Below are 26,332 nucleotides of genomic sequence, written 5' to 3' on the forward strand. Positions count from 1 at the left end.
TGCTGAGCGAGCTGCCCATGACCCACCCCCCTACCATCGTCATCGATGACACCACCCTTCGGGACGGTGAACAGTCCGCCGGCGTTGCCTTCAATGATGCCGAGCGTATCGCCATCGCTCGCGGGCTGGATGAACTGGGTGTGCCGGAACTGGAAGTGGGTATCCCTTCCATGGGGGACGAGGAGCGGGACTCCATTCGTTTGCTGGCGGGCCTGGGACTCAACGCCCGCCTGCTGGTCTGGAGCCGCATGCGCACGGATGATCTGAGATCCTGCGCCCATCTGGGCGTGGACATGGTGGACCTGTCCATTCCCGTATCCGATCAACAGATCACCCGCAAGCTGGGTCGTAGCCGCGACTGGGTGCTGGACTGTATTCGGCGCCATGTGGACGAGGCTCAGGCGTTGAACCTGGAGGTCAGCGTGGGCGGAGAGGATGCCTCCCGAGCCGACATGGATTTTCTGGTGCAGGTGATGGAAACGGCACAACAGGCGGGCGCCCGGCGTTTTCGTTTTGCCGACACCGTGGGCATCCTCGAACCTTTCACCGTGCTGGAGCGCATGCGCCGGCTTCGTGCCCATTCGGACCTGGAGATCGAGATGCATGCCCATGACGATCTGGGTCTGGCTACTGCCAACAGCCTGGCAGCGGCACTGGGAGGGGCGACTCATTTAAACACCACAGTCAACGGCATCGGTGAGCGGGCCGGGAACGCCGCCCTGGAAGAGGTGGTGCTGGGTTTGCGGCAGTTGCACGGCATCGAGACGGGGGTGGATCTGCGCCGTTTTCAAAATTTGTCCCACCTGGTGGAAACCGCCACCGGCCACCCCATCCATTGGCAGAAGAGCCTGGTGGGGGAAGGCGTTTTTACTCACGAGGCGGGCATCCACGTGGACGGCCTGCTCAAGGATCCAGCCAACTACCAGGGTGTCGACCCGGCAGAACTGGGCCGTGAACATCGACTGGTGCTGGGCAAGCATTCGGGCACCAGCGCGGTGATCCAGGCCTATGCACGTCTGGGGATCCCCCTGGGACGTGCCGAGGCCACCCTGCTGCTGGCGAGGATCCGCAGCGCTGCCTCGCGTACCAAGCGGGCACCCACCGATCAGGAACTGGCGCTTTGGCACCGGGAACTGACCGCCCTGACCGACGCCATCCCCGCATGAATCGCACCGCTTGTCCTCACCTGAAACCCGCTACAAGGATCACACCATGAATTCCGAAACCTTGCAGGACGACCTCCAGGATCTGGAATCCGCCGAGGATTTTCTGGAGTACTTCGACATCCCCTATAACGAGGCCGTGGTGAAGGTGAATCGCTTGCACATCCTGCAGCGCTTTCACGACTACCTGAGCGCCCAGACACCGGGTGAGCCCAGCGATGCCAGGGCTACGCATGATCTGTACCGGGGCCTACTGAGTCAGGCCTACAGTGATTTCGTGAATTCCGATGCCCAGACCGAAAAGGTCTTCAAGGTTTTCCAGCGGCCTCCGCCGGGCGTGGCCTATGTTTCCCTGGACGAGGCCTTTGGCCGTCAATCATGAACCTGGCAACGGGCGAGCAGCCCGCCACTCAAAGGATTGGCAAGGATGAGGAGCAACCCATGAAACCCCTGTATGAATACGGCGAACGGGTGCGCGTGGTGCGCCCCATCCGGAATGATGGAAGCTATCCGGGCATGGATCGGGGCAGTCTGCTGGTACCACGGGGCAGCGTTGGCGTGGTGATCGACATGGGTCGATTCCTGCAGGATCAGATTATCTACACGATCAACTTCATGGAGCACGGTCGCATTGTCGGTTGTCGCCAGGAGGAATTACTGGATGCCAATGCCCATTGGGTACCTACCCGTTACGAGTTCCGCGATAAGGTGATGCCCCGGGTACCGCTTGGCATCCAGGGACAACCAGTGGTGAAGCCCGGTGCGGTGGGTGAAATCTGCAAAGTGCTGCGGGATCTGCCGGACGGCGTGGAGTACCACGTGAACTTTGCCGGGCGGGTTCTTCAGGTGCCGGAATCGGCGTTGGATGATCCTCCCGGGGAAGGCGGGACATCATGAATTCTCATCAAGCATTCTGAGCGGGAGGCTGTATGACGCCCACACTGGAACATCGCCCGGAGTTGGCTTACATCGAGCTGCGCACGGCGTTGGACAGCTTCGAAAAGCCCCTGGGTAAACTGGATGAGGCCGAGCGTCAAACCGTTCGGGCACGCTCGGCCCGAGCCTACGAGATCGGTGCCCGGGCACTGGCGTCGGACCAGGCTCCGGATGTGCATGTGCCCCGGGAGACACTGGATCATGCCCTGGCGGAGATCCGCGGCCGCTATCCGGATGAGGCCAGTTTTGCGGCGGAACTGGAGGTCCATGGGTTCGACCTGGGCACCTTCCGCCAGGCCCTGCATCGAGAGCTACGCCTGGAGGCCGTTCTGGATCGGGTGGCCAATCGCATGGGGCAGGTCAGCGATCTTGATGTGAAGCTCTTCTATTACTTGCACCAGGAGCGGTTCAAGTCACCCGAGTCCCGCACCGTGCGTCAGATCCTGATCACGATCAACCCGGACTACCCGGAGAACACCCGCGAGCAGGCGCGACAACGACTGGAAGCCGTGGCAGCGGAACTGACCGGAGACGCGGATCAGTTTGCCGCCCAGGCAACGCGTCATTCAGAGTGTCCCAGCGCCATAAAGGGGGGGCTTGTGGGCAAGGCACCCCGGGGCACACTGTTTACGGCCCTGGATGAAGCCCTCTTTGCACTGGAGGCGGGACAGGTGAGCGAGATCCTCGAGACCGAGGTGGGGTTTCATGTTCTGCTGTGTGAGGCCATCCACCCGGCACGCACCGTACCCTTGGCGGAGGTGGAGGAGCGCATCCGCCAGCAACTGGAAAAACGTCGCCGCAGCGCCTGCCAGCGCGAGTGGCTCAAGAGCCTGGAGGCTTCCTGAGCATGCGCGCGCGGGGCACATCCTCTTTTTGGCCCTCCCGTGGGAGCGGCCCTGGCCGCGAATAGCCGCTCCAAGCCACCTCCCCGATGTTCAGGGGCTGACGGGAGGCCTCTCCGGCCCATATGGGCCGCTGCGCACCCGATCGTGTTCCTCCATGCGGTAATGCACAAAGGCGGCTTCATCTTCAAAATGCATGAAGGGATTCCCCTGGGCCTGTTCGCTCAGTGTGGAGGTGGGTTGCACACCGTAGTCATGGCCGGGATGGATGACGGTCTGACCGGGCAGCTCGTCCCGTAATCGTTTCAGGGAACGGAGCATGGCCTTGGGATCCCCCTGCTTCAGGTCACATCGACCGCAACCGTACACAAAAAGCGTATCGCCGGTGATCAGGTCATCACCCAGGTGGTAACAGGTGCCGCCCGGCGTATGTCCTGGTGTGTGTATCACCTGTATCGGTGTGTTGCCCAAACGAATCTCGTCACCCTCGTTGTGCAGGACGGCGTCGGCTGGCGCCTGACCCCAGTAATCGGCCTCCGCCTTGAGCAGGTGCACCTCGGCGCCCGTCTGTTCACGCACCTCATCCAGGCCATTGATGTGGTCCTGATGGGTGTGGGTGAGCAGGATGTGGGTGATCTCAAGGCCCAGGGATCGGGCGCGTTCCAGGGCCTGATCCACTTCCCAGGCCGGGTCAACGATGGCTGCCTGGCGGGTGGCCTTGTCTTCCACCAGATAGATGAAGTTATCCATGGGGCCCAGTTGCAGGGTATGGATGATGTGCGTGGGGGATGCGGTCATGAAAGTCCTCCAGAAGGCGATTCAGACCATACCCCTCCCCGGTCATGGGGAGGGGAGGCAAGTCAGTTCACCCCCAATGGTGAAGAGGGATGCTCAACCCGGAGGCTCGACATCAGGCGCTGCGGGCGGAGCATGGGCCGTATGGGATCAGCTGAAGGCCTGGCCCGGTTTGACACCGAACTTCTTGAGTACGATGGCCAGGGGGCAAAACCCGGTGAAGGCCGACTGCAGCAGGTTGAGACCCACGAACGCGGTGAGCCACAGCCACAGGGGGCTGAGCAGCGACAGCAGCAGGGTCAGCAGAATCATGCTGCCGGCAAATGCAAATACGGCACGATCGATCGTCATGGTGTTTCCCTCTCCGTTGATTTAGGGTCTCCTAATATAGTGATACGCTCAGCGCTTCTCAATGGGCACATAGTCCCGGGTGGCAGCGCCAGTGTACAACTGACGAGGGCGCCCGATGCGGGATTCGGGATCCTGCATCATCTCGCACCAGTGGGCATTCCAGCCCACGATGCGGGCCAATGCGAAGATGGCGGTGAACATGTTCAGCGGGATGCCCATGGCCCGCAGGATCAGGCCCGAATAGAAATCCACGTTGGGGTAGAGCTTGCGCTCCTTGAAGTAGTCGTCCTCCATGGCAATACGCTCCAGTTCCATGGCCACCTCGAACAGGGGTTCGTTCTCCGCACCCATTTCCCGCAGCAGCTCGTGACACATTTTGCGGATGATCTTGGCGCGGGGGTCATAGTTCTTGTACACCCGATGGCCGAAGCCCATGAGGCGGAAGGAGTCATCCTTGTCCTTGGCGCGGTTGACGAAGTACTCCACCGACTGGCCACTTTCGACAATGGATTCAAGCATCCGGACCACCTTCTCGTTGGCACCGCCATGCAAGGGGCCCCAAAGGGAGGCAATACCGGCGGAGACCGCGGCGAAGGGGTTGGCCTCGGAACTGCCGGACAGGCGAACCGTGGAAGTGGAAGCGTTCTGCTCGTGGTCCGCATGCAGGATCAGAATCAGGTCCAGCGCTTTGGCAAATACTGGATTGGGTTCGTAACGTTCCGTGGGCACGCCAAACATCATGCGCAGGAAGTTTTCCGAATAGCCCAGTTCGTTGTCCGGATACAGGAAGGGCTGACCAATGGCATATTTATAGGACCAGGCAGCGATGGTGGGCATCTTGGAGATCATGCGATGGGCAGCGATCTCCCGGTGACGCGGATTATGCACGTCGGTGGTGTCGTGGAAGAAGGCCGACAGGGCACCGAACACACCGACCATGATGGCCATCGGGTGGGCATCATGCCGGAAGCCATCATAGAAGCGACGGATTGCCTGGTGAGGCATGGAATGTTTCTGGATGATGCGGCTGAAGGTCTCCAACTCGGTCGCGGTGGGCAGTTCCCCGTAGAGCAGCAGGTAGCAGGTCTCCAGGTAGGTACTGTGCTCCGCCAGTTGTTCGATGGGATAGCCCCGGTACATGAGGATGCCCTGATCACCGTCGATGTAGGTGATGTCGCTGCGGCAACTGGCCGTGGACATGAAGCCCGGGTCATAGGTGAAATAGCCCAGTTCCTGGGACAAGGGCCGGATGTCCACAGTGCCGGGCCCCTGTGTGCCTTCGAGCACGGGCAGTTCCACCTGCTTGCCGGTGGCGTTATCGATAACCGTGACGGTACGGGATGTCATGGGTTGTCCTCGTCGTCCGTTGTTCAGATGATTGGTCTCGGGGCCAGGCCCCTGATCTGTGTTTCGCGACCAGCCCACTGGGCGGCCCCCGAGCGCACACTTTATTGCGACGCAGCACCCAGCGTCCATGATTTCTTGCGCAAGGGATCCGCGGGGCGGTTTGGTGATATTCAACAAGAAGTATGCCAGATCCATCGTCCCGGGGCTGCAAGCTTGCTGATTTTGGTGCAGTTTGTGCTTTCTAGCGGGTTCGGGGGGCATGTGCAAGTTGTGTGAGTGCCGCGCGAGTTGACAACCCATTCGCCGAGGGCCTAGATTCAGACTAAATTAGTAGGAAATAAACCGGAGAGCGAGCCGCCATGTATGTGTGCTTATGCAAGGGTGTGACGGATACAAGGGTCCGCGAGGCGGTGCAGCAGGGAGCGCACAGCATGGCAGCTCTTCGTGCCGAGTTGGGAGTATGCACGGAGTGCAAGAAGTGTGCGGTTTCCATCAATGGTGTGCTTCGCGACACGCTCATGGCGGCCCCCGTGGTGGCTGCTCCCCTGTGTCTCCCCGAGTGCCATACTTCGGTATGACCTCCCTGGCCTGCGGGAATCGGCGCCAGCCGCGTCAGGGCGGGTGGGGGTCAGGCTCTTTGCATGGACTGTGCATGATCATCGAGGGCGAGGAACCCACGCGGGGTCCAAGCCGCCAAGATAACCGTCAACAACAACCCAGGGAGATCATTCCATGAAAGGGGATCCCAAGGTCATTGAATACCTTAACAAGTCACTCAAGGGCGAGCTGACAGCCATCAATCAGTATTTTCTGCATGCCCGCATGTTCAAGGACTGGGGGCTGACGAAGCTGGATGAGTACGAGTATCACGAGTCCATCGACGAAATGAAGCATGCCGATCAACTCATTGAGCGCATCCTGTTTCTGGAGGGGTTGCCCAACCTGCAGGATCTGGGCAGGCTTTACATTGGTGAAAATACGCGCGAATGCCTGGAGTGCGACCTCAAGCTCGAGCACGAGGGGCACGCGGTGTACAAGGAGGCGGTGGCCTACTGCAACGAGGTGGGGGATTACGTCAGTCGTGACCTGTTCGCCGGCATTCTGGCCAATGAGGAAGAGCACATCGACTGGATCGAGACCCAGTTGGGGCTGATTAACCGCATTGGTCTGCAGCAGTACGAGCAGCAGATGATGGGTGATCAGCCCAACCCCTGACAGGTCCTTTGCGTCCCCCTTCTCCCCGTGGGGGGAGAAGGGGCGTGCGGTTTGGTTTACTTGATCTGACGGCTCGCGGCCGTGAAGCCCATCAGGGAAATGTCCGCCACAATGATCTGCTCATTGTTGAAGGGGCGGAAACCCACCCGCATGTTGGTTCCCGAGCGCATGGCTTCTTCCAGTTCCGGGTCGAGTGGGCGCGCCGTCAGGCAACCCTGCTCAAAGCAGGTCAGGAAGGGGGCGTTGTATTCGGTGCCATCATCCACTTGCATGACGATGCCGCCTCGCAGATCCAATCCCAGTGGCAGCAGTACCTCGATGATCCGGGTGCCATCGCGCATGTCGCGGATATTCACCTGCATGGCCGGCCCGCGGCCCTCAGCACCTTCCATTTCCAGGGTCTGCTGGATCTGGCAGCGCTCGGACCCGTCCACTTCCAGGCAGACACTCTGCCAGTCTTGGTGGGTGGTACGGGTGGGCTCGTTGGCGCTCGCGCCCGTGGGCAGCACCATCAGTGCCAGGGCGGCCAGGCCGGAAAGCAGGGTGAAGTGTCGTGTTCGTTGGGTGCGGGACCGTGGACTGTGGTTCGACATTGGAAACTCCATGGTGGGGCAGGATGGCTGCCTGAAGGAATGGCGCCCCGGGCAGGGTTCGAACCTGCGACCTTCCCCTTAGGAGGGGGACGCTCTATCCAGCTGAGCTACCGGGGCATATTGGACCTGGATGATGAGAGAGAATGCCCGCCGTGCCAGGGGCCGGCGCAAGGAGTGCATAGGATAGCCAAGATCCCGGGAGCCTGAAAGTGCAGGGTGCCGATCCGTGTTGCACGGTCGCGCGACCGAGGCATTTGCGGTATCTTTCCGGCTTCGAGGAAACGGCCTGGAAGGATGCTCACATGAGCGAAAAGATCGGCGTGATTGGATTGGGGTATGTGGGACTGCCCGTGGCCCTGGGGTTTGCCCGTCACTATCCCGGCACCATTGGTTTTGATATCAGCGAACGGCGTATCAGAACCCTCAAGGAGGGGCATGACTACACCGCTGAGGTCACTCCCGAGGAACTGGCGGAGCACGACCTTGTGTACACCCGGGACCCGGCCGATCTCAAGGGCTGCACCTTCTTTGTGGTGACCGTGCCCACCCCCATCGACGACAACCGCCAGCCGGACCTCACACCCGTGATGAAGGCCTGCGAGACGGTGGGGGAGATGCTCACCCCCGGGGCCGTGGTGGTGTTTGAATCCACCGTTTACCCGGGCGTCACCGAGGAGATCTGCGGTCCCATTCTGGCTCGGGTGTCCGGCTTGCGCCAGGGCGAGGACTTCAAGCTGGGTTATTCGCCGGAGCGCATCAATCCGGGCGACAAGGAACACACCCTGACCCGTATTGTGAAGGTGGTCTCCGGTGAGGATGTGCGTACCCTGGACAGGGTGGCCGAAGCCTACGGACGCATCGTTGAGGCCGGTGTGCACCGGGCCCCCACCATCAAGGTGGCCGAGGCCGCCAAAGTGATCGAGAACACCCAGCGGGATCTGAATATTGCCCTGATGAACGAACTGGCACTGATCTTCGACCGCCTGGAGATTCGCACCCAGGACGTGCTGGAGGCAGCGGGCACCAAGTGGAACTTCCTGCCTTTCAGCCCCGGTCTGGTGGGTGGACACTGCATTGGTGTGGACCCGTACTACCTCACCGCCAAGGCCAAGGCGGTCGGTTACTATCCTCAGGTGATCCTGGCCGGAAGACGCATCAATGATGGCATGGGGGCCTACATCGCCCAGCGCCTGGTGAAGCTTCTCATCGAGCAGGATCGCCCGGTGAAGCGCGGCCGCGTGGGGGTGCTGGGGCTCACTTTCAAGGAGAACGTGCCGGATCTGCGGAACTCCCGGGTGCCGGATATCATCCGTGAACTGCGTCAATTCGGGATCGAGCCGCTGGTGAATGATCCCCTGGCCGACCCGGAAGAGGCCCGCCATGAATATGATCTGGAACTGACGGAGTTGGATGCCTTCACGGATCTGGATGGCCTGATCCTGGCTGTGCCCCATCGCGCCTATCTGGAAGACGGGGCCGGTGCCCTCTGCACCCGGCTGACCGGGGGCGGTGTGTTGCTGGATGTGAAATCAGCCCTGCATCCCGATGATGTCCCGGAGATCACCCGCTACTGGAGCCTGTAACCCCTCCAGTGACAGTGGTTGATGACCTCACAGCTCAAACTGACAATCAAGGCAAGATGACATGAAGGTTCTCGTGACCGGCACTGCTGGATTCATCGGTTCGGCCCTGGCCATGCGGCTGCTGGAGCGGGGGGATGAGGTCATAGGGGTCGACAACCTCAACGACTACTACGACGTCAACCTCAAGCTGGCGCGCCTGGATCGCATCAAGGACCACGCCGGGTTCACCGAAGTGCGGGCCGATATCGCTGATCGGGCCCTGATGGAGGAGACCTTCGCGCGTCACAAACCCCAGCGCGTGGTCAATCTGGCGGCCCAGGCCGGGGTGCGCTATTCACTGGAGAATCCTCACGCCTATGTGGAAACCAACCTGGTAGGGTTCATCAATATCCTGGAAGGGTGCCGTCATCACGGTGTCGAGCATCTGGTGTATGCCTCCTCCAGTTCCGTATATGGGGCCAACACCACCATGCCCTTTACGGTGCACGACAACGTGGACCATCCCATGAGCCTGTATGCGGCCAGCAAGAAGGCCAACGAGCTCATGGCCCATACCTACAGTTCGCTGTACGGCCTGCCCACGGCGGGGTTGCGGTTCTTTACGGTCTACGGCCCCTGGGGCCGGCCGGACATGGCCTTGTTCATGTTTACCCGCAACATCCTCGAAGGCAAACCCATTGATGTCTTCAATTATGGCCGTCATCGCCGCGATTTCACCTATATCGACGACATCGTGGAAGGCGTGATGCGCACCCTCGACAAGGTGGCGGAGCCCAACCCCGAGTGGTCCGGCGCCAAGCCGGATTCCGCCACCAGCTTCGCCCCGTATCGCCTGTACAACATCGGCAACAACCAGCCGGTGGAACTGCTTCACTATATCCAGGTGCTGGAGGATTGCCTGGGGCTCAAGGCGGAGAAGAACCTTCTGCCCCTGCAACCCGGAGATGTGCCGGATACCTATGCGGACGTGCAAGACCTGGTGGCGGACGTGGGTTATCGCCCCGCCACTCCAGTGGAGCAGGGGGTCGAGAACTTCGTGCGCTGGTACCGGGATTTTTACAAGGTCTGAACGCCCAAGCCCACTCAAGACGTCAGGTTCGCCATGTCTGCGCCGTTGCCCTGTTTCAAGGCCTACGATATCCGTGGGCGTATCCCCGATGAGCTCAACCCCGATCTGGCTTACCGCATCGGTCGGGCCTATGCTGGAGTGATTGCTCCCAAGGGGGCCGTGGCGGTGGGGCAGGATATTCGCCTCAGCAGTCCTGAGCTGGCTCAGGCGGTGATTCGGGGCCTGAATGACGCGGGTGTGGACACGCGTTCCCTGGGCCTTTGCGGCACAGAGACGGTCTATCATGCCGCCTCCCTTGAAGGTATGGGCGGCGGCATCATGGTCACCGCCAGCCATAACCCCATGGACTACAACGGCATGAAGCTGGTGCGCGAGCAGGCCATCCCGATCAGTGGAGATACCGGGCTCAAGGAGATCGAGCAACGGGTTCGGGAAGGGAATTCAGGGCCGGCGGCCGATGTGGCGGGCGAGGATCGCACCCTGGATGTGATGGAAGGGTATGTAGAGCGCGTCCTGAGTTTTGTCGAACTGTCGAATCTGCGCCCGCTGCATCTGCTGGTGAACGCCGGCAACGGCGCCGCGGGCCCCACCTTTGATGCCCTGGCGGCGCGACTGCCGTTTCGTGTGACCCGCATCCACCACGTGCCGGATGGTCGCTTCCCCAATGGCATCCCCAACCCGCTGCTGCCAGAGAACCGCGCCGTCACCGGCGAGGCCGTGGTGGCCCATGGCGCCGACCTGGGGATTGCCTGGGACGGCGATTTTGATCGCTGCTTCCTCTTTGATGAGCGGGGCGAGTGCGTGGAAGGCTATTACATCGTCGGCCTGCTGGCGGCGCAGATGCTGGAGAAACAGCCGGGTTCGCGCATCGTTCATGATCCCCGCCTGACCTGGAACACCCAGCAGATGGTGCAGGCCGCCGGCGGTGTGGCGGTGATGAGCAAGACAGGCCACGCCTTCATCAAGGAGCGCATGCGCCGCGAAGACGCCCTCTACGGTGGCGAGATGTCCGCTCACCACTACTTCCGTGATTTCAGCTACTGCGACAGCGGCATGATCCCCTGGCTGCTCACCGCCGAGCGCATGAGCCTCACGGGCAAGCGCCTGTCCGCCCTGGTGGAGGAGCGCATCCGCGCCTATCCCTGCAGCGGCGAGATCAATTATCGGGTGGCCGATGTGCCCGCCACGCTGGAGCGGGTGACGCAGTTCTATCTCCCCCAGGGCCCACACGTGGATGACACCGATGGCCTGAGCATGGAGTTTGCCGAGTGGCGCTTCAACCTGCGGGCATCCAACACCGAGCCGGTGATCCGCCTGAATGTGGAGGCCCGGGGAGATACCGGGCTGATGCGGGAGAAGACGCGGGAGTTGGGCGGCTTGATTGGTGCATGATGGCCGGCGCCGCCCCGGGCCGTTCTCGAACGCCCCCTACGGATACCTGCCGTGGGCTGAAGCGACGGCGCTCCACGCGCCGGGTTGAACGCACTCGGTGCATCTCGTAGGGGCGCTTCGAGAAGCGCCCGGGCGGAGTTTCTGCCACCACAAACCCTTTCTTACCGCAAGCGCTCCTCATGAATCTCGATGGTCGCCTGCTCCCGCAGTTCATCCACGTAGCTCTGCAGGGCTTCCGTGGCCAGGATTTGTTCCAGGCGGTCCCGCGTGGACTCGAAGGTGGGCAGTTCCATCTCCCGATTTTCCTCATGCAGGATGACATGCCAACCGAACTGGGATTCCACTGGGGTCTGGGAATACTCACCGACCTCCAGTGAGGCCAGCGCCTCGGAGAACTCCGGCACCATCATGTCCAGTTGAAACCAGCCCAGGTCGCCACCGGCCTCGGCCGATGTGTCCTGGGAATGCTCCCGGGCCAGGTCGGTGAATGCGTCTCCCTGATCCAGGGCCTCGATGAGCACCCGGGCTTCCTCCTCGCTGTCCACCAGGATATGCCGGGCGCGGTATTCACGGGCATCCAGTGCCGCGATCTGACGGTCATACTCAGCCCGCAATTCCGTTTCGGAGAAATCCTGTTCCTCCAGATAACGCTCAACCAGGGTGTTTACCAGTAGGTTGGTGCGGGTGCGCTCCAGTTGGCGGCGGACCTCTGGATCCTCATCCAGGCCCTTCTCAAGGGCTTCCTGGCGCAGGAGTTCCATGTTCACCATCTCGTCCAGGGCAGCCTCGGGGGACTGAGGGTCCCCCTGCTGATGTCCGGACATTTGCCGTAGTTGGAGAAACTCGGTGAGATCCTGTTCGGTGATGGGAACCTCGTTGACCACGGCCATGGCGTTGGCGGGGTCAACCGGGTCAGCCGGTTGATCGGTCTGTGCGTCCTGGGAACAGGCCGCCAGTGAAACGGCAACGGCAGCCAGCAGCGGGAGAGACTTGAATTGGATCATGGAAGCGGGGTGTCCTCGAAAAGCGATGGAAGTGGCCTTCAGGGAAAGACCTTCTTGAAGGGCTTGACGTTCACCTGGGCATACACGCCCGCGGCGACGTAGGGATCGGTGTCGGCCCAGGCCTGGGCCGCGTCGAGGGAGTCGAACTCGGCGACCACCAGACTGCCGGTGAAGCCGGCGGGACCCGGATCGGCACTGTCGATGGCCGGATAGGGGCCGGCCAGGACCAGGCGGCCAGCATCCTGCAGGGCCTGCAGGCGCTCCAGGTGAGCGGGGCGGGCCGAGCGGCGTTTTTCCAGACTGTCTTCCACGTCCTGACTGATGATGGCGTAGAGCATCAAGCACCTCCTGGAGGGCGATGGATAAACGTCGGGAAGGGTAACCCACCCGGCCCACGGAATACAGCACCCGCCACGCCAGCAAAGCCCGTCCATCATTCGCGGCCAAGGGCCGCTCCCACGGGGGCATAACCAAATTCGGTGCTCCCCTCACTTTGTTAGTATCTTCCGTGGGAGCGGGCCTGCCCGCGAAAGGAGGTATCCGAAGCCACCGCCATTCTCTGCCAAGGTGCAGGATCGGATCGGCGGGGTATGATGAGCCTCAAGCCAGGTGAATCCATTCGGGCGATGACCGCTGCGTCTGATAAACTTGCCGATTACATTTTCGACTGCTCAGGGATACAGCATGAGTCGCGTGATCGAGATCCATCCGTTGGACCCCCAGCCGCGCCTGATCAGGCAGGCGGCGGACGTGGTGCTGGAGGGGGGCGTCATCGTCTACCCCACCGATTCCTGTTATGCCCTGGGCTGTGCCATGGGCAACAAGGCCGGGATGGAACGCATCCGCCGCATTCGCCAACTGGATGAGCAGTATCATCTCACCCTGGTGTGTCGGGATCTCTCGGAGATTTCCATCTATGCCAAGGTGGACAATAGCGCCTATCGGCTGCTCAAGGGGCTCACGCCCGGCCCCTATGCCTTCCTGCTCAAAGCCACCCACGAGGTGCCGCGGCGCCTGCAGCATCCCAAGCGCAAGACGGTGGGGCTGCGCATCCCCGACCACCCCATCTCCCAGGCATTGCTGGAGGCGGTGGGGCAGCCCCTGATGAGCAGCACCCTGGAACTGCCGGGGGACGAGCATCCCCTGTCCGATACCTTCGAGATTCGCGAACGCATGATGCCGCTGGTGGACCTGGTAATTGACGGCGGCGCCTGCAGCCTGGAACCCACCACGGTGATCGATCTGGAGGGGGATGTGCCCCGACTCATGCGGCGTGGTCGGGGTGAAGTGCCTCCGGGCCTTGAGGAATAGGGGCCATGGAAGACATCTTGCAGATCATCGCCATCTGGGCCCTGCCCGTGCTCTTTGCCATCACCCTGCACGAGGCTTCCCATGGCCTGGTGGCCAAGCAACTGGGCGACCCCACGGCCAAGATGCTGGGCCGGCTCACGGCCAACCCCTTGAAGCACGTCGATCCGGTGGGGACGGTGCTGGTGCCCATCGGTCTGCTGTTGCTCACCGCACTGACCCCGGCGCCGCCGTTTGTCTTCGGCTGGGCCAAGCCTGTGCCGGTCAACATCAATAATCTGGGAAATCCGCAGCGCGACATGGCCATCGTGGCGGTGGCAGGGCCCACCGCCAACCTGCTCATGGCCATTTTCTGGGCGCTGATGATCAAGCTTTCCATACTCCTTCAGGGGGGGGTGGACTGGGTGGCTATCCCGTTGTTTTATATGGGCATCGCTGGGGTCACCATCAATATCCTGCTCATGGTGCTGAATATGCTGCCCTTGCCGCCGCTGGATGGGGGGCGCGTGGTGGCCGGTTTTCTGCCGTCCCGTGTGGCGGCCCGCTATGAGCGCCTGGAGCCCTATGGGCTGGTGATCATCCTGATTCTGCTGTTCACGGGCATCCTGGGGGCGATTCTGTTCCCGGTTTACGGTTTTTTCGTGGACCTGCTCCAGACCGTGTTTGCCCTGCCATCCTGGCGATAACCGATCCGTTTTTTCAACTGCATGTGTGAGGAGTCCACTTGAGTTCCCTGCCGACACAAAATCAGCGCGTCCTGTCGGGCATGCGTCCCACGGGCCGACTGCACCTGGGCCACTATCACGGCGTGCTCAAAAATTGGGTTGAACTGCAGCATTCCTATGAGTGCCTGTATTTCGTGGCCGACTGGCATGCCCTGACCACCCATTACGAAGATCCGCGCGTTCTCGGCGAGAGCGTGTGGGAGATGGTGGTGGACTGGCTTGCGGCGGGCGTCAGCCCAGGGTCCTCGCGGATCTTCATCCAGTCCCGCGTGCCGGAGCATGCGGAACTGCACCTGTTGCTCTCCATGATCACCCCCTTGGGCTGGCTGGAGCGGGTGCCCACCTACAAGGATCAGCAGGAAAAGCTCAAGGAGTTGGATCTGGCCACCTATGGTTTCCTGGGTTACCCCTTGCTGCAAAGCGCCGACGTACTCATTTACAAGTCAGGGCTGGTGCCGGTGGGGGAGGACCAGGTTTCCCATCTGGAGGTCACCCGGGAGGTGGCTCGGCGTTTCAATCACCTGTACGGCTGCGAGCCGGGCTTCGAGGATAAGGCCGAGGCCGCGGTGGACAAGATGGGCAAGAAAAACGCCCGCATGTACCGGGACCTGCGTCGTCGTTACCAGGAAAAGGGCGAAGACGAGGCGTTGGATGTAGCCCGCGCCCTGTTGGAGACGCAGCAGAACATTTCCCTGGGTGATCGTGAACGCCTGTTCGGTTACCTGGAAGGCGGTGGTCGCATCATTCTGCCCGAACCTCAGGCGTTGCTGACCAAGGCCTCCAGGATGCCGGGGCTGGACGGGCAGAAGATGTCCAAGTCCTATGGCAACACCATTTCCCTGCGCGACGAGCCGGCGGATGTGGAGAAGAAGGTCCGCACCATGCCCACTGACCCGGCCCGGGTGCGCCGCAGCGATCCGGGGGATCCGGACAAATGCCCCGTGTGGCAATTGCATCAGGTGTACACCACGGAGGATGTGCACAGCTGGGTGCAGGAAGGTTGCCGCAGTGCCGGCATCGGTTGCCTGGAGTGCAAGCAACCGGTGGTGGATGGGGTGCTGGCTGAACTGGGCCCCATGCAGGCCCGTGCCAAGGATTATGAGTCCGATCCCAACCTGGTGCGCTCCGTGGTGGCGGAAGGGTGTGAAGCCGCCCGAGACATCGCCCGCGATACCCTGGAAGAGGTCCGACGGGCCATGGGGCTGGCCTACCGATGAATCTCACCGATGAGTGATGAGCCGTCCGTCCTGCCGTCCGTGCCCGAGGGCGTGGGCGAGGATGAGGCGGTCACGGCCCGGGTTCGCGGGGAGCCGCTGACCCTCACGCCCAAGGATCTGTATATCCCGCCGGACGCCCTCGAGGTCTTCCTGGAAACCTTCGAGGGCCCGCTGGATCTCCTGTTGTACCTGATCCGGCGCCAGAACCTGGATGTGCTGGACATCCCCATCGCTGAGATCACCCGGCAATACATGAAGTACATTGAACTCATGCGGGAGCTGCGCCTGGAACTGGCGGCGGAGTATCTGGTGATGGCGGCGGTGCTGGCGGAAATCAAATCCCGCATGCTGCTGCCCCGCGCCGCCGAGGTGGAAGACGAGGAGGATCCCCGCGCTGCCCTGGTGCGTCGTTTGCAGGAATATGAGCGTTTCAAGCAGGCGGCCGCGAATCTGGATGATCTGGCACGCCTGGAGCGGGATGTTTTCATGGCGGCGATCGAGCCACCGCCCATGCATCATGAGAAACCTCTGCCGGATGTCGGCCTGGATGAGTTGCTGCAGGCCTTTCGGGAGGTGCTGGGCCGGGCCGACATGTTCAGCCATCATCAGGTCCAGCGCGAGCCGCTGTCGGTGCGCGAGCGCATGAGTCGGGTGCTGGCCTCCCTGGGCGAGCGGGGGCATGTGGAGTTTGTCTCCCTGTTCACGGTGGAGGAGGGACGTCGGGGGGTGGTGGTGACCTTTCTAGCCATCCTGGAGTTGATCAAGGGGCATCTGGTGGAGTGGGTGCAGGCGGAGGTCTATGCCCCCATCTATCTGCGCCCGGCGGGACCCCGCCAGGGTTGGGATGATCACGTTGACATGGAGCCAACGAACCCATGACACCCGACCGGCTGAAACGCATCCTGGAAGGCGCCCTGATGGCAGCGCAGCGTCCTCTGTCCATTGAAGATCTGGAGCGGTTATTCGAGGCGGATGCGGCCCGGCCTGAGCGGACGGACATTCGCGAAGCCCTCAGGATCATTGCCGAGTCTTGCGAGGATCGCGGGTATCACCTCAAGGAAGTGGCTAGCGGTTACCGTTTCCAGGTGGATGAGGAACTGGCCCCTTGGGTGTCTCGGCTGTGGGAGGAGAAGCCTCCCCGTTACAGCCGTGCCTTGCTGGAAACCCTGGCGCTGATCGCTTATCGACAGCCCATCACCCGGGCCGAGATCGAGGAAGTGCGTGGGGTCGCGGTGAGTTCCCACATCATCCGCACGCTCACCGAGCGGGACTGGATTCGGGTGGTGGGGCATAAGGAGCTACCCGGGCGACCGGCGCTGTTCGGAACCACACGGGGGTTCCTGGACTATTTCAATCTCAGGTCGCTGGATGAACTGCCTACATTGGCGGAGTTGAAGGAGCGGCCCACCCCGTAACCCGATTCACTCCCGAAGCCTGGGCATCAACATGGCCAGATTGCACGGTCGGGTGCGCCGATCCAACTGCGCCTGGATGAGTTTTTCCCAGGCCGTGCGGCAGGCGCCGGACGAGCCTGGCAGGCAGAACAGATAGGTTCCATTGGCCACGCCGGCCACGGCCCGGGACTGCAAGGCCGAGGTCTGAATCTCCTCGTAGGAGATGGCCCGGAACAGCTCCCCGAAACCCTCGATCTGTTTGTCCAGCAGCGGCAGGATGGCCTCGGGGGTGCCGTCCCGTCCGGTGACCCCCGTCCCGCCAGTGGTCAGGATGACATTCACCCGGGGGTCCGCGATCCAGGTGGAAACCACCGCCCGGATGCGGTAAATGTCATCGGCCACCAATTGCCGGTCCACGCCCTGGTGGCCCGCTGCGGTGAGGCCATCCACCAGGGCCTGCCCCGAGGTGTCCTCCTTGAGGGTGCGGGAGTCGGACACTGTGAGTACGGCGATGTTCAGGGGGATGAACTCAGGGGAATCAGGCATGGGGCCACCTTGGCGGGTTGAGGGATGACCGGTCTCGAAAAGACCTTCGGGTTGCCTCATACTACTCATCCCACGGGGGCCAGTGCCACCGTCTACCTGACCCACTTTTTATCCACGTACTGTCTATACACGGAACCTTTCATGACCGAACGCCTCCACAAACTTCTCGCCCAGGCGGGTCTGGGCTCGCGCCGCGAGGTGGAGCGCTGGATTGCCCAGGGCTGGATCACCGTGAATGGCAAGGTGGCCAAGGTGGGAGATCAGGCCGGTCCCGACGACGAGATCGCCATCCAGGGACGGCCGGTCACCGTGGAGACACCGGATCTGCGGGTGCTGGCCTATCACAAGCCCGAGGGAGAAGTGAGTACCCGCTCCGACCCGGAGGGGCGGGTCACCGTCTTTGATCATCTGCCCCGCTTGCGCAAGGGCCGCTGGATCAGCGTGGGCCGACTGGATATCAATACCTCGGGTCTGCTGTTGTTCACCACCGATGGTGAACTGGCCAACCGCATGATGCACCCCTCCCGTCAGATGGAACGGGAATATGCCGTGCGGGTGTTGGGTGAGGTGGATCCAGCAGTCATCCAGCGCCTTCAGGAAGGGGTTGCCCTTGAGGATGGCGAAGCGCGTTTTGACGAAATCCGCGAGGCCGGCGGTTCCGGCGCTAATCACTGGTACCACGTGACCCTGCGTGAGGGTCGCAACCGGGAGGTGCGTCGCTTGTGGGAATCCCAGGGGGTGACGGTGAGTCGCCTGATCCGGGTGCGCTACGGGCCTGTGGAACTGGATCAGGGGCTGCGTTCAGGGCGCTGGCGGGAACTGGCGCCCGACGAGATGAAGCGCTTGTATTCAGCGCTGGATCTCAAATGGACGCGTCCCCGCACACCCACGCGTATCATGCGTCCACCTGGCACCCGGCGTCTCCCACGGCAGTGAATGCACAGCGACTGAAACAGGTTTTCGATCGTCTCTCCGAGCACCACGGTCCCCTGAACTGGTGGCCCGGGGAGAGCGGGTTCGAGGTGATGGTGGGGGCCATCCTCACCCAGAACACCGCCTGGAGTAACGTGGAGCAGGCGATCACCCACCTCAAGCAGGCCAATGCGCTGGCCCCGGAGCGGATCCTGGCGTTGTCACCCGAGGATCTTGGGGCGTTGATCCGCCCTTCTGGCTATTTCAATGTGAAGGCGCGCCGATTGCAGTCTTTCTGTCAGTGGTATCTGGACCAGGGCGGCCAGGAGATCTTGAGTGGCTGGGATACCCGGGTGTTGCGTGCCCGATTGCTGTCAGTGAACGGGGTGGGCCCAGAGACCGCCGACGATATCCTGTTGTATGCCTTCGAGCGCCCGGTTTTCGTGGTGGATGCCTATACCCGACGGCTGTTTTCGCGGCTGGGAATGGTGCAGGGCGATGAGCCTTACGAGAGCCTGAGGGCCTCGGTGGAGGCGCTGATCGGCGAGGATGTGCCGATGCTCAATGAGTTGCATGCGGTGATTGTGATCCATGGCAAGGAAGTCTGCCGCCCCCGCCCCCGCTGCAATGCCTGCGTGCTGCTGGAGGAATGTCCGACGGGGCAGGGGCTCAATCGCTTTCCCCCCAAGCCAAGGCGTTCCTCCTGAGGCCCGAGGGTATCGAGTCGGGTTAGAAGCTGATGCTGACCTGTCCATATAGGCCCCGGCGAGTCTGAGCCGGCTGGAATGTGGGGGCTACCGAAAAATACTCGGTCCGCTCCGAATCCAGCAGGTTCTGCGCCACCAGAGCCAGCTCTATGCCGGTATCCGGTCGCCAGGCCAGCCTCAGATCCATCGTGGTATACGCATCCAGCGGGGGCAGAAAGGGTCGGTCACGCTCGCCCACATGCTTGATCCACATGTCCAGATCCGTGTGGTGACTGAGGTTCCATGAGCTGCGCAACGATGTGGTGTGTCTGGGAATGAAGCTGGAGAAAAGGCGATCACCTCCTGTGAATTGACCGGTGTCATTCACACTGTGGGCGAGTTGGAAACGCAGCCTGTCACTGGGCCTCCAGTCGCCGGAAAGCTCCACTCCCGTCACGGTCAGTTCACCGGTATTGACGAACTCAGTGGGCGCAATCAGGTATTGATTATCTTCACTGATCAAAAGGTTGTCGGGATCCGTGATGACCGTGGCTGTTCTGAGATCCTCGTAGCGATGCACAAAGGCGGTCACATCCAGATAGACTCCAGATGATGGCTGACCGCGATAGCCTGCTTCGAAGGCTGTCAGTCGTTCCGATCCATACCCCTCGTTACCACGCACTTCACCCTGTATCGGCAAAGTCGCGATGGATGCATCCAGCGGTGGGTTAAATGAGATCAATCCCGGCGGCGCCACCGTCAGAATGTAATCTGCTGTACGTTCCCCCCGGGAAGGAATGCGTTTGGCGCGGGATAGCGAGTTCCATACGCTGTGCTGGGGGCTCATGTTCCACAGCACGCGGAGGGTTGACTGGATTTCCGTACCGGTATAACCGTTGTGATCCAGGCGTCCGCCCAGTGACAGTCTGACCTCGTCGCCCAATTCCCTCTCATCCTGGGCAAACAGGCTGGCAAGATGCAGGGTTTCTCTAGACTGTTCAATGCGCGTGGTAAGCCCCTCGGAAAGGGTATCCTGATACCAGCGATATCCGGCACCCCAGGTGAGTGTGTGCTGATCCGGAAAATTGACACGCTGCTGAAGTTCCAGGTCGACGATATGCTGCTGTTGATCCGCCAACATCGCGGCTTCCAGGTCGGAATAACTCCAGGAGGCATTGAGTTTGATCTCTGAATGCTCCGAAGTCTGCCGGGTGACGCTGGTTTGCAGATCAAGACCGGAAAAACGGTCAGTGATGTATTCCACCCGCCGGTATACAGGGGGCTGGAGGGGGTCTCTGGGAACCCCGATCCCATCCGATTCTGTTCGATAGAGATTGCCGCTCACCATCCAACGGCCCACCGTTTCGTCTCCATCCAGACGAAACCCGGCCGACAGGTGACTGGCTTGATCATGGTGATCATCCCCGGATTCTTGCAAGGATTCATGGTAGCCACGGTTTTGCAGATAAACGCTGTAGCTGCGGTCTTCTCCCCAGGCGCCACCCTGCCTGACCAGGGCGGACGGGCCGGCATTGTCACCATAACCGGCGCTGACCTGCGTGCCATGGGTGGTGTGGGATGAGCGGGTAATGATGTTGATGACGCCATTGACCGCGTTCACCCCCCAGACGGCTCCGCCCGGACCCCGGATCACTTCGATACGCTCGATGTTCTCCAGGGGGAGTTGCAGTGTGTTCCAGACCACACCGGAAAAGTTGGGGCTGTAGGCACTGCGTCCATCCACCAGCACCATGAGTTTGTTGGAGAGATATTCTGTGTGGCTGCGAATGGATACGGCCCAGCGATCTGCGCTGATCCGGGCAACATCCACCCCCGGAGCCAGGCGCAGGGCTTCCGGCAGCGACCGGGCGCCTGAACGCCGTATGTCCTCGGCTGTAATGACATGCACGGCAGCGGCAACGTCGGACAGGGCTTGTGCCCGTCGGCTGGCGGAGACCACCTCCTGCTGGAGAAGATCCTCCAAAGAGAGTTCGAGAAAACGTTCAATGTCCGAAGCCTGCACGGACGGAGCAGCGCCGCCAAGGATGATCAAAAGACAGGAAATGACGGGGATGCGTCTGTCAGTGGCGAACCTGTCCATGCTATGCGCGCTCATGGTGTCATGGAAGCCGATCAAAATCCCAGTTCTGGCCCAGCAGGGCTGGGAGCTGGTCTGATGGCACCGGTTTACTGAAGTAATAACCCTGGAGAGTATGGCAGGATTGTTGTATCAAGATCTTTACCTGTTCCAGATTTTCCACTCCCTCCGCAGTCACCGTGAAGCCCATGCTCTCACTCAGGGAAACAATGGCCCTGATGATCGCCAGGCTTCCGGCATCATGGGGCAGTCCACTGACAAAGCTGCGGTCCACTTTGAGGTTGTGCAGAGGCAACCGCCTCAGGTAGCTCATGGATGAGTAGCCGGTGCCGAAATCATCGAGGGAGAACTTTACTCCCAGTTCCTGCAGTTCACACAGGGTTTGCAGTGTGGTGGCACTCTCGTCCATGAGCGTGGTTTCCGTGATCTCGAGTTCAAGGAATCGCGCGTCCAGACCTGTTTCCTCAAGGATGTCTCGGACTTTTCGCGTCAAGGTGCCGTTTCTGAATTGTACCGGGGAGAGGTTCACCGCCATTTCCAGGGAGAAACCCGCGGCGTGCCAGCGGGCGGCATCCCGGCAGGCGGTGCGTAATACCCAATCGCCGATGGAAATAATCAGCCCATTGTCTTCAGCCAGGGGGATGAATTCTGCTGGGGGTATCAGCCCATGTTGGGGGTGCACCCAGCGGATGAGGGCTTCGACGGAGCGGATATGTCCGGTTTGCAGGTCCACCTGGGGTTGGTAGACGAGGAAGAACTCTTGCGAGTCCAGGGCACGGCGCAGGTTGCTCTCCATGTTCAGGCGCCGCATGGCCTCCTGAGTGAGGGCGGGACTATAAAACTGCGTGTTGTTACGCCCCAGGTACTTGGCGTGGTACATGGCGGTGTCCGCGTGCTTGAGCAGCGTGTCGGCATCTTCCCCATCATCCGGAAATATGGCGATGCCGATGCTGGCGGTGATGACCATCTCCCGTTCTGCGATGAAGAACGGCTGCCGCATGAGTTCCTGTATCCGCTGGGCCGCGATCAGGGCATCTTCGGGATGGTTCATGTCCGGAATGATGACGGTGAATTCATCTCCACCAAGACGGGCCAGGCTGATCCCCGGATGCTGAATCATCGGACGGGAGACCGTGTCTGTAGGGCGGACACCCAGCCGCAGACGTTGTGAGGCATGCTGTAACAGTACATCACCGATGGCATGGCCGAGCGTGTCATTAATCTGCTTGAAGCCATCCAGGTCCAGGAACAGCACGCCCAGTTGAGTGCAACTGCTTCTGGCCCGGCGGATTTCGCCCTCCAAACGATCCATGAGATGTTGCCGATTGGCCAACCCTGTCAGTGTGTCGTAATAGGCCAGTCGGTGTATTTCCTGGTCGGCTTCCTTGCGCTGAGTGATGTCCCGAATGAGGCAGAGTGTTTCCTGGCGGTCGATGATGACAAGACGGGTTTCAAAATAGCGAACGGGCCCATCCACCTGCTGCAGAGAGTATTCAATGTCCTGGATCTGGCCGGCCGAACGGGCCTCTGTGATGGCATCCATGTAGGCCTGTGAAATTGCCTCGGGCAGTGTGTCTTGCAGCCGGGATCCGGTCCCGGGATGGGCCTGGTCGTTGTGTCCTGCCAGCCGATCCAGCACGGTCCCATCATCAGCAAGCCGGAGCAGCGTATCCGGCAGCGCACTCAAAATGGCAGCATTACGCGCATTGGCACGGTGCAGATCCAGACGCGTGAGGTGCGCACGCCAAAGGTACTTGATTCGGTGTCCGATGAGATTCCAATGGATGGGTTTGGAGATGAAATCAGTGGCGCCGGCCTCGAAGGCTCGGGCAATGGACTCCGTATCGTCCAGGCCAGTGACCATGACGATGGGGAGTTCATCGCCGGCCAGGTGGCGCAGGCGTTTGCAGGTCTCAAAGCCATCCATGCCGGGCATGTCCACATCCAGCAGCACCATCTCGCAAGGTGTCTGAGCAAATAATGCCAGTGTGCGTTCGCCATCCTGAGCATTGATCGCCGTGAAGTCCGCCGCCTCCAGAGCTGCAGTCATCAGCATGAGTGCAGTCACGTCATCGTCAGCCAGCAGAATCCTGACGCGTTCGTTCATACGCCTGCCTTGATCCGTTTGCGGATTTCATCGAGGGTTGCACGTGAAATATGCCGGAATTCCTTCGACAGGGTGTCGGTGTCACACAGGCGGTTCTCCCGGGCACAGGCTTCCAGTTGCCGGCAGGTCTCGGACAGACGCCTGGCGCCAACGTTGCCTGAGCTGGACTTCAGGGCATGACTGGCGTTGCGCAAGGCTTCGGGATCACCTGCTGTCAAAGCCTCATCAATCTTTTGGACCAGTGGGTGGGCACTGTCCAGAAAGGCCTGGAATACCCTTGTCATAAGGCCCTGATCAGGGCTCAGGTTTTGTAACTCATGGAGCGCCTGCGGATGCAGCATCGATGGGTCATCCGATTGGAGTGCGTGCGTCGAGGATGGCCGGGCAGGGGTGGCTGATGAGGCGGCGGCAGGAAGCCATTGGCGCAGCAGGGTGTGCAGTTGTTCAAGGGTGTAAGGCTTGGGCAGACAAGCCTGCATGCCGACTTTCAGGCATTGCTCCTGATCCTGTGAGGATGCGTTGGCGGTCAGCGCAATGATGGGGGTCTTGCGGCAGTCTGGCACCCATCCTTCGCGGATCGCCATCGTCGTCTGATGGCCGTCCATGACCGGCATACGACAATCCATCAGGATCAAATCCACCGGGTTTTCCTCGAGCATTGACAAGGCCTCCTTACCATGATTGGCCATGCTCACCCGGAGCCCCATTTGCTCCAGCATGGCCCGGGCAACCAGTTGATTGACAGGGTTATCCTCAACCAACAGGACACTGCCATCCAGAATCCAGGTCTCAGGGATATTCTGTGGCAGTTGGGGTTCCCTACGCGTGGTTTCAGTATGCTCGGGGCAAACGCCCTGAGGCAACCTGAGTTCCACACGCAAGCTCGAGCCTTGCCCGGGTGTGCTGTGCATCTGGATGATCCCGCCCATCAGCTCCACGAGACGCCTGCAGATGGCCAGCCCCAGACCGGTCCCGCCATAGCGCCGGGTCGTTGATCCGTCTGCCTGCGCGAAGCGCTCGAATATGACATCCCTGGCCTCGGGCGCGATCCCGATGCCGGTATCCTCGACCCTGAGATGGATCAAGTTCTCCCGATCGGCTGTTGCCGTGACCTCGATATACACGCGAATGCTGCCTTGATGGGTGAACTTGACGGCATTGCTCAGCAGATTGGTCAAAACCTGTCGTAGCCTGAGGGGGTCCCCCCGACACCAGAAGGCTTGATCCGCGGGGGCACATTCCGTGGATAGGCTCAAGCCCTTTTGGGCGGCCGCTTCCTGGAATAGCTGGACGCAGTCCTGGATCAATGTCACCAACTCAAAGTCCAACGACTCCAGGTGCATATGGCCCGAATCCGCTTTGGAGAAGTCCAGAATGGCGTCAATGATGGATAGCAGGTGTCGACTGGCCTGAACGGCAGTATCCGCATAATGACGTTGTCTGGAATCCAATGGACTTTTCAGCAGCATTTCGGTCATGCCCAGCACCCCATTCATCGGGGTTCTGATCTCATGGCTCATGTTGGCCAGAAACTCGCTTTTGGCTTGGCTGGCGGCCTCGGCAGCCTCTTTGGCGTGCTTCAACTCAGCGGTCCGCGTTGCCACCTCTTCCTCCAGGCGCTCGTTTTGCAGGCCGAGGCGTCGATCCCTCTCCTGAATTTCCTCCAGCATGCTGTTGAAGCCCTCTGCGAGGGTTCTGATTTCAAGGATGTCGCTATTGCTGGCGCGCACGCCAAGGTCCCCTGCCTGCGTGACACGCTTCATCAATGCGGTCAGGGCAGAGACCGGTTGAAGCACGCGGGTAACCAGACGCGCCATCAGAATCCGGCTGGTGAGCAGCGCCAGGACGGCGGCCGCCGCTGTGATGAGGATGAGCAGACACATTTGCACATAGAGCGATCTCAGGCCGATGACGGTCTGAATCGCCCCCAGCGTGTCATCTTGCAAGGTGATGGGTTGGGTCAGCCTGACAGCGGTCAGCCCATAGAGCGTCTCTTCCTGAAGCTGCTCCATATCGTGGGTCTGAAGACCGGAGGCGGATTCATAACGGGCAAACGGCTGGCCCTCGCGGTCGTAGATGACCGCCGCTTGAACATCGGGTGAATGACGCAGTGAAGCCAGCAAATCCAGGCCAGCCTTCCTGTCATCGAACAGCATGGTCGCCGCGGCGTTTTCGGCCAGAACCTTAGTCTTGACCCGGTTGGCATCCACCATGCTGAACAGGCTGACGGTCAACCCTCCGAGAATGGTGATGACCGCCATGATGATGACCGAGATCACCAGTGCCGCGCCATTGATGCGACGTAACCGGTCTGCCAGGGAGAGAGGCGGATCCTTGTCGGGCAAGGTGATGTTCATTTCTCCACCTCTTCTGCCAGGCGAAGCAATCTTGAACTGAGGTTCAGGCTGTGTGCGCGGGCGGCTGTCAGATTGGCTTCAAAGGCGATACGGTTGTGCTGCGTGATCATGTTGATCGCCACCCCCCGGCGCATGGCGCCGGGTGAGTCAGCTACCGTCAATATCGGTAAGCCATGCACCGCCCCGAGGATCTCCGGCAGTTGGCCCATGGCGGAGCGTGCGATGAATACCAGTTCGCAGTCTGGCAGCTCGGCCAGCGTGGTGGGTAACTGGGTGATGATCCGACGAGGGCCCACCCGTCGGTGATTGAGCGGGAGGAGGGCGTCGCCGAACGGGTCGCTACCGTAGATACACAGATCCAGCGTATCGCCGACTGCTTCAGGCCATTCGGTGAATAGCGCAAAGTTATAAAGAAAGGCAGCCTTGAGCTGATACTCGGAAGGCGTGCCAGCGGCCACATGAGCAGGGAAGGACAGGAGCAGGTAAATCAGGAATGACTGGGCAATGCTTCTCATCCGCGGCATGCCACGCGACCGCACTCGCCCATCCTGCGAGCCCATGCTCTGTCCTTGAATCCTGTCCCGATACGCATTTCGAAGCGCGGTGCCACCCATGCCGTTCGTCAGAGCCAGACGCTGACAGGGAGTTTAGGATAGGCACGGGTCGCTGTCTTCGCCGGGCGCCCTGTTCCC

27 protein-coding genes and 1 tRNA gene are annotated in these 26,332 nt (G+C 61.0%); 16 read left to right on the forward strand and 12 right to left on the reverse strand.

What is annotated here, in order from left to right:
* The first annotated feature begins 17 nt into the window (after positions 1-17).
* The 4 genes from nifV to nifM are packed head-to-tail and all read left to right on the forward strand — an operon-like array spanning position 18 to position 2,944.
* Positions 18-1,166, forward strand: coding sequence for a homocitrate synthase (gene nifV, locus BMY52_RS01795; RefSeq protein ID WP_090250528.1), 1,149 nt, complete (start codon positions 18-20; stop codon positions 1,164-1,166).
* A gap of 46 nt (positions 1,167-1,212) precedes the next feature.
* The gene (nifW, locus tag BMY52_RS01800) at positions 1,213-1,545 is read left to right on the forward strand and encodes a nitrogenase-stabilizing/protective protein NifW (protein WP_090250530.1); all 333 of its coding nucleotides are present in this window, start codon (positions 1,213-1,215) and stop codon (positions 1,543-1,545) included.
* A gap of 59 nt (positions 1,546-1,604) precedes the next feature.
* Positions 1,605-2,060, forward strand: a complete 456-nt coding sequence (locus BMY52_RS01805) for a nitrogen fixation protein NifZ (RefSeq protein WP_090250533.1) — start codon at positions 1,605-1,607, stop codon at positions 2,058-2,060.
* A 32-nt stretch (positions 2,061-2,092) separates the two neighbouring features.
* Positions 2,093-2,944, forward strand: a complete 852-nt coding sequence (gene nifM / locus BMY52_RS01810) for a nitrogen fixation protein NifM (protein ID WP_090250075.1) — start codon at positions 2,093-2,095, stop codon at positions 2,942-2,944.
* 90 nt (positions 2,945-3,034) lie between these two features.
* On the opposite strand, the gene BMY52_RS01815 is transcribed toward nifM, so the two are convergent.
* The 3 genes from BMY52_RS01815 to BMY52_RS01825 form a co-directional block, all read right to left on the reverse strand.
* Complete coding sequence (locus BMY52_RS01815) at positions 3,035-3,739, reverse strand: MBL fold metallo-hydrolase (RefSeq protein ID WP_177169800.1); 705 nt, start codon at positions 3,737-3,739, stop codon at positions 3,035-3,037.
* Positions 3,740-3,886: 147 nt separating this feature from the next.
* The gene (locus BMY52_RS01820; protein ID WP_090250078.1) at positions 3,887-4,087 is read right to left on the reverse strand and encodes a YgaP family membrane protein; all 201 of its coding nucleotides are present in this window, start codon (positions 4,085-4,087) and stop codon (positions 3,887-3,889) included.
* A 48-nt stretch (positions 4,088-4,135) separates the two neighbouring features.
* Positions 4,136-5,434: a citrate synthase gene (locus BMY52_RS01825; RefSeq protein WP_090250080.1), complete on the reverse strand. Its 1,299-nt coding sequence runs from the start codon at positions 5,432-5,434 to the stop codon at positions 4,136-4,138.
* 359 nt (positions 5,435-5,793) lie between these two features.
* Here BMY52_RS01825 and BMY52_RS01830 point away from each other — a divergent pair, with 359 nt between their 5' ends.
* Together BMY52_RS01830 and bfr are read left to right on the forward strand one after the other, a co-directional pair.
* Complete coding sequence (locus tag BMY52_RS01830) at positions 5,794-6,012, forward strand: (2Fe-2S)-binding protein (protein ID WP_090250082.1); 219 nt, start codon at positions 5,794-5,796, stop codon at positions 6,010-6,012.
* Between the two features lie 154 nt (positions 6,013-6,166).
* On the forward strand, positions 6,167-6,649 hold the full coding sequence (bfr, locus tag BMY52_RS01835) for a bacterioferritin (protein WP_090250085.1): 483 nt from the start codon (positions 6,167-6,169) through the stop codon (positions 6,647-6,649).
* A 56-nt stretch (positions 6,650-6,705) separates the two neighbouring features.
* Here the strand turns inward: bfr and BMY52_RS01840 are convergent, their stop codons facing one another.
* Both BMY52_RS01840 and BMY52_RS01845 read right to left on the reverse strand, forming a co-directional pair.
* Complete coding sequence (locus BMY52_RS01840; protein ID WP_177169801.1) at positions 6,706-7,242, reverse strand: invasion associated locus B family protein; 537 nt, start codon at positions 7,240-7,242, stop codon at positions 6,706-6,708.
* A 40-nt stretch (positions 7,243-7,282) separates the two neighbouring features.
* A tRNA-Arg gene (locus tag BMY52_RS01845) sits at positions 7,283-7,359 on the reverse strand.
* 185 nt (positions 7,360-7,544) lie between these two features.
* Here BMY52_RS01845 and BMY52_RS01850 point away from each other — a divergent pair.
* The 3 genes from BMY52_RS01850 to BMY52_RS01860 all read left to right on the forward strand — a co-directional run bounded on the left by BMY52_RS01850 (position 7,545) and on the right by BMY52_RS01860 (position 11,286).
* Positions 7,545-8,825: a nucleotide sugar dehydrogenase gene (locus BMY52_RS01850; protein WP_090250090.1), complete on the forward strand. Its 1,281-nt coding sequence runs from the start codon at positions 7,545-7,547 to the stop codon at positions 8,823-8,825.
* Between the two features lie 61 nt (positions 8,826-8,886).
* Complete coding sequence (locus BMY52_RS01855) at positions 8,887-9,894, forward strand: NAD-dependent epimerase (RefSeq protein WP_090250093.1); 1,008 nt, start codon at positions 8,887-8,889, stop codon at positions 9,892-9,894.
* A gap of 33 nt (positions 9,895-9,927) precedes the next feature.
* On the forward strand, positions 9,928-11,286 hold the full coding sequence (locus BMY52_RS01860; RefSeq protein WP_090250096.1) for a phosphohexomutase domain-containing protein: 1,359 nt from the start codon (positions 9,928-9,930) through the stop codon (positions 11,284-11,286).
* Between the two features lie 161 nt (positions 11,287-11,447).
* Here the strand turns inward: BMY52_RS01860 and BMY52_RS01865 are convergent, their stop codons facing one another.
* Together BMY52_RS01865 and BMY52_RS01870 are read right to left on the reverse strand one after the other, a co-directional pair.
* Positions 11,448-12,290 (reverse strand): peptidylprolyl isomerase, encoded by an 843-nt coding sequence (locus BMY52_RS01865; protein WP_090250098.1) that lies wholly within the window; start codon positions 12,288-12,290, stop codon positions 11,448-11,450.
* A gap of 38 nt (positions 12,291-12,328) precedes the next feature.
* Positions 12,329-12,628 carry a YciI family protein gene (locus BMY52_RS01870; RefSeq protein WP_090250102.1) on the reverse strand — a complete coding sequence of 100 codons (300 nt, stop codon included), beginning with the start codon at positions 12,626-12,628 and terminating at the stop codon, positions 12,329-12,331.
* A 355-nt stretch (positions 12,629-12,983) separates the two neighbouring features.
* Between BMY52_RS01870 and BMY52_RS01875 the strand changes: the two genes are divergently transcribed.
* From BMY52_RS01875 to scpB, 5 genes are read left to right on the forward strand one after another with little or no spacing between them, the layout of a single operon-like run.
* Complete coding sequence (locus tag BMY52_RS01875) at positions 12,984-13,601, forward strand: L-threonylcarbamoyladenylate synthase (protein WP_218140380.1); 618 nt, start codon at positions 12,984-12,986, stop codon at positions 13,599-13,601.
* A 5-nt stretch (positions 13,602-13,606) separates the two neighbouring features.
* Entirely contained in the window at positions 13,607-14,284 is a 678-nt protein-coding gene (locus tag BMY52_RS01880; RefSeq protein WP_090250107.1) for a site-2 protease family protein, read from the forward strand.
* Between the two features lie 38 nt (positions 14,285-14,322).
* Positions 14,323-15,540 (forward strand): tryptophan--tRNA ligase, encoded by a 1,218-nt coding sequence (locus BMY52_RS01885; RefSeq protein ID WP_090250111.1) that lies wholly within the window; start codon positions 14,323-14,325, stop codon positions 15,538-15,540.
* 9 nt (positions 15,541-15,549) lie between these two features.
* Entirely contained in the window at positions 15,550-16,419 is an 870-nt protein-coding gene (locus BMY52_RS01890) for a segregation and condensation protein A (RefSeq protein ID WP_090250114.1), read from the forward strand.
* Positions 16,416-16,955, forward strand: coding sequence for an SMC-Scp complex subunit ScpB (scpB, locus tag BMY52_RS01895; protein WP_090250117.1), 540 nt, complete (start codon positions 16,416-16,418; stop codon positions 16,953-16,955). The genes BMY52_RS01890 and scpB overlap by 4 nt, the downstream gene beginning before the upstream one ends.
* 6 nt (positions 16,956-16,961) lie before the next feature.
* Here scpB and moaB read toward each other — a convergent pair whose 3' ends face one another.
* Positions 16,962-17,480, reverse strand: a complete 519-nt coding sequence (gene moaB / locus BMY52_RS01900) for a molybdenum cofactor biosynthesis protein B (protein WP_090250538.1) — start codon at positions 17,478-17,480, stop codon at positions 16,962-16,964.
* A gap of 141 nt (positions 17,481-17,621) precedes the next feature.
* Between moaB and rluB the strand changes: the two genes are divergently transcribed.
* Together rluB and BMY52_RS01910 are read left to right on the forward strand one after the other, a co-directional pair.
* Positions 17,622-18,416, forward strand: coding sequence for a 23S rRNA pseudouridine(2605) synthase RluB (rluB, locus tag BMY52_RS01905; protein WP_090250119.1), 795 nt, complete (start codon positions 17,622-17,624; stop codon positions 18,414-18,416).
* On the forward strand, positions 18,413-19,099 hold the full coding sequence (locus tag BMY52_RS01910; RefSeq protein WP_238627157.1) for an endonuclease III domain-containing protein: 687 nt from the start codon (positions 18,413-18,415) through the stop codon (positions 19,097-19,099). Before rluB ends, BMY52_RS01910 begins: the two co-directional genes overlap by 4 nt.
* A 22-nt stretch (positions 19,100-19,121) precedes the next feature.
* On the opposite strand, the gene BMY52_RS01915 is transcribed toward BMY52_RS01910, so the two are convergent.
* The 4 genes from BMY52_RS01915 to BMY52_RS01930 are packed head-to-tail and all read right to left on the reverse strand — an operon-like array spanning position 19,122 to position 26,155.
* Positions 19,122-21,179 (reverse strand): TonB-dependent receptor plug domain-containing protein, encoded by a 2,058-nt coding sequence (locus BMY52_RS01915; protein WP_177169802.1) that lies wholly within the window; start codon positions 21,177-21,179, stop codon positions 19,122-19,124.
* 19 nt (positions 21,180-21,198) lie between these two features.
* Complete coding sequence (locus BMY52_RS01920) at positions 21,199-23,283, reverse strand: putative bifunctional diguanylate cyclase/phosphodiesterase (protein WP_090250126.1); 2,085 nt, start codon at positions 23,281-23,283, stop codon at positions 21,199-21,201.
* Complete coding sequence (locus tag BMY52_RS01925; protein WP_090250130.1) at positions 23,280-25,640, reverse strand: ATP-binding protein; 2,361 nt, start codon at positions 25,638-25,640, stop codon at positions 23,280-23,282. The genes BMY52_RS01920 and BMY52_RS01925 overlap by 4 nt, the downstream gene beginning before the upstream one ends.
* Positions 25,637-26,155 carry a YfiR family protein gene (locus tag BMY52_RS01930; RefSeq protein WP_177169803.1) on the reverse strand — a complete coding sequence of 173 codons (519 nt, stop codon included), beginning with the start codon at positions 26,153-26,155 and terminating at the stop codon, positions 25,637-25,639. The genes BMY52_RS01925 and BMY52_RS01930 overlap by 4 nt, the downstream gene beginning before the upstream one ends.
* Positions 26,156-26,332: the final 177 nt, after the last annotated feature.

The sequence above is a fragment of the Ectothiorhodospira marina genome (genome assembly GCF_900109495.1).
Taxonomy (GTDB): Bacteria; Pseudomonadota; Gammaproteobacteria; order Ectothiorhodospirales; family Ectothiorhodospiraceae; genus Ectothiorhodospira; species Ectothiorhodospira marina.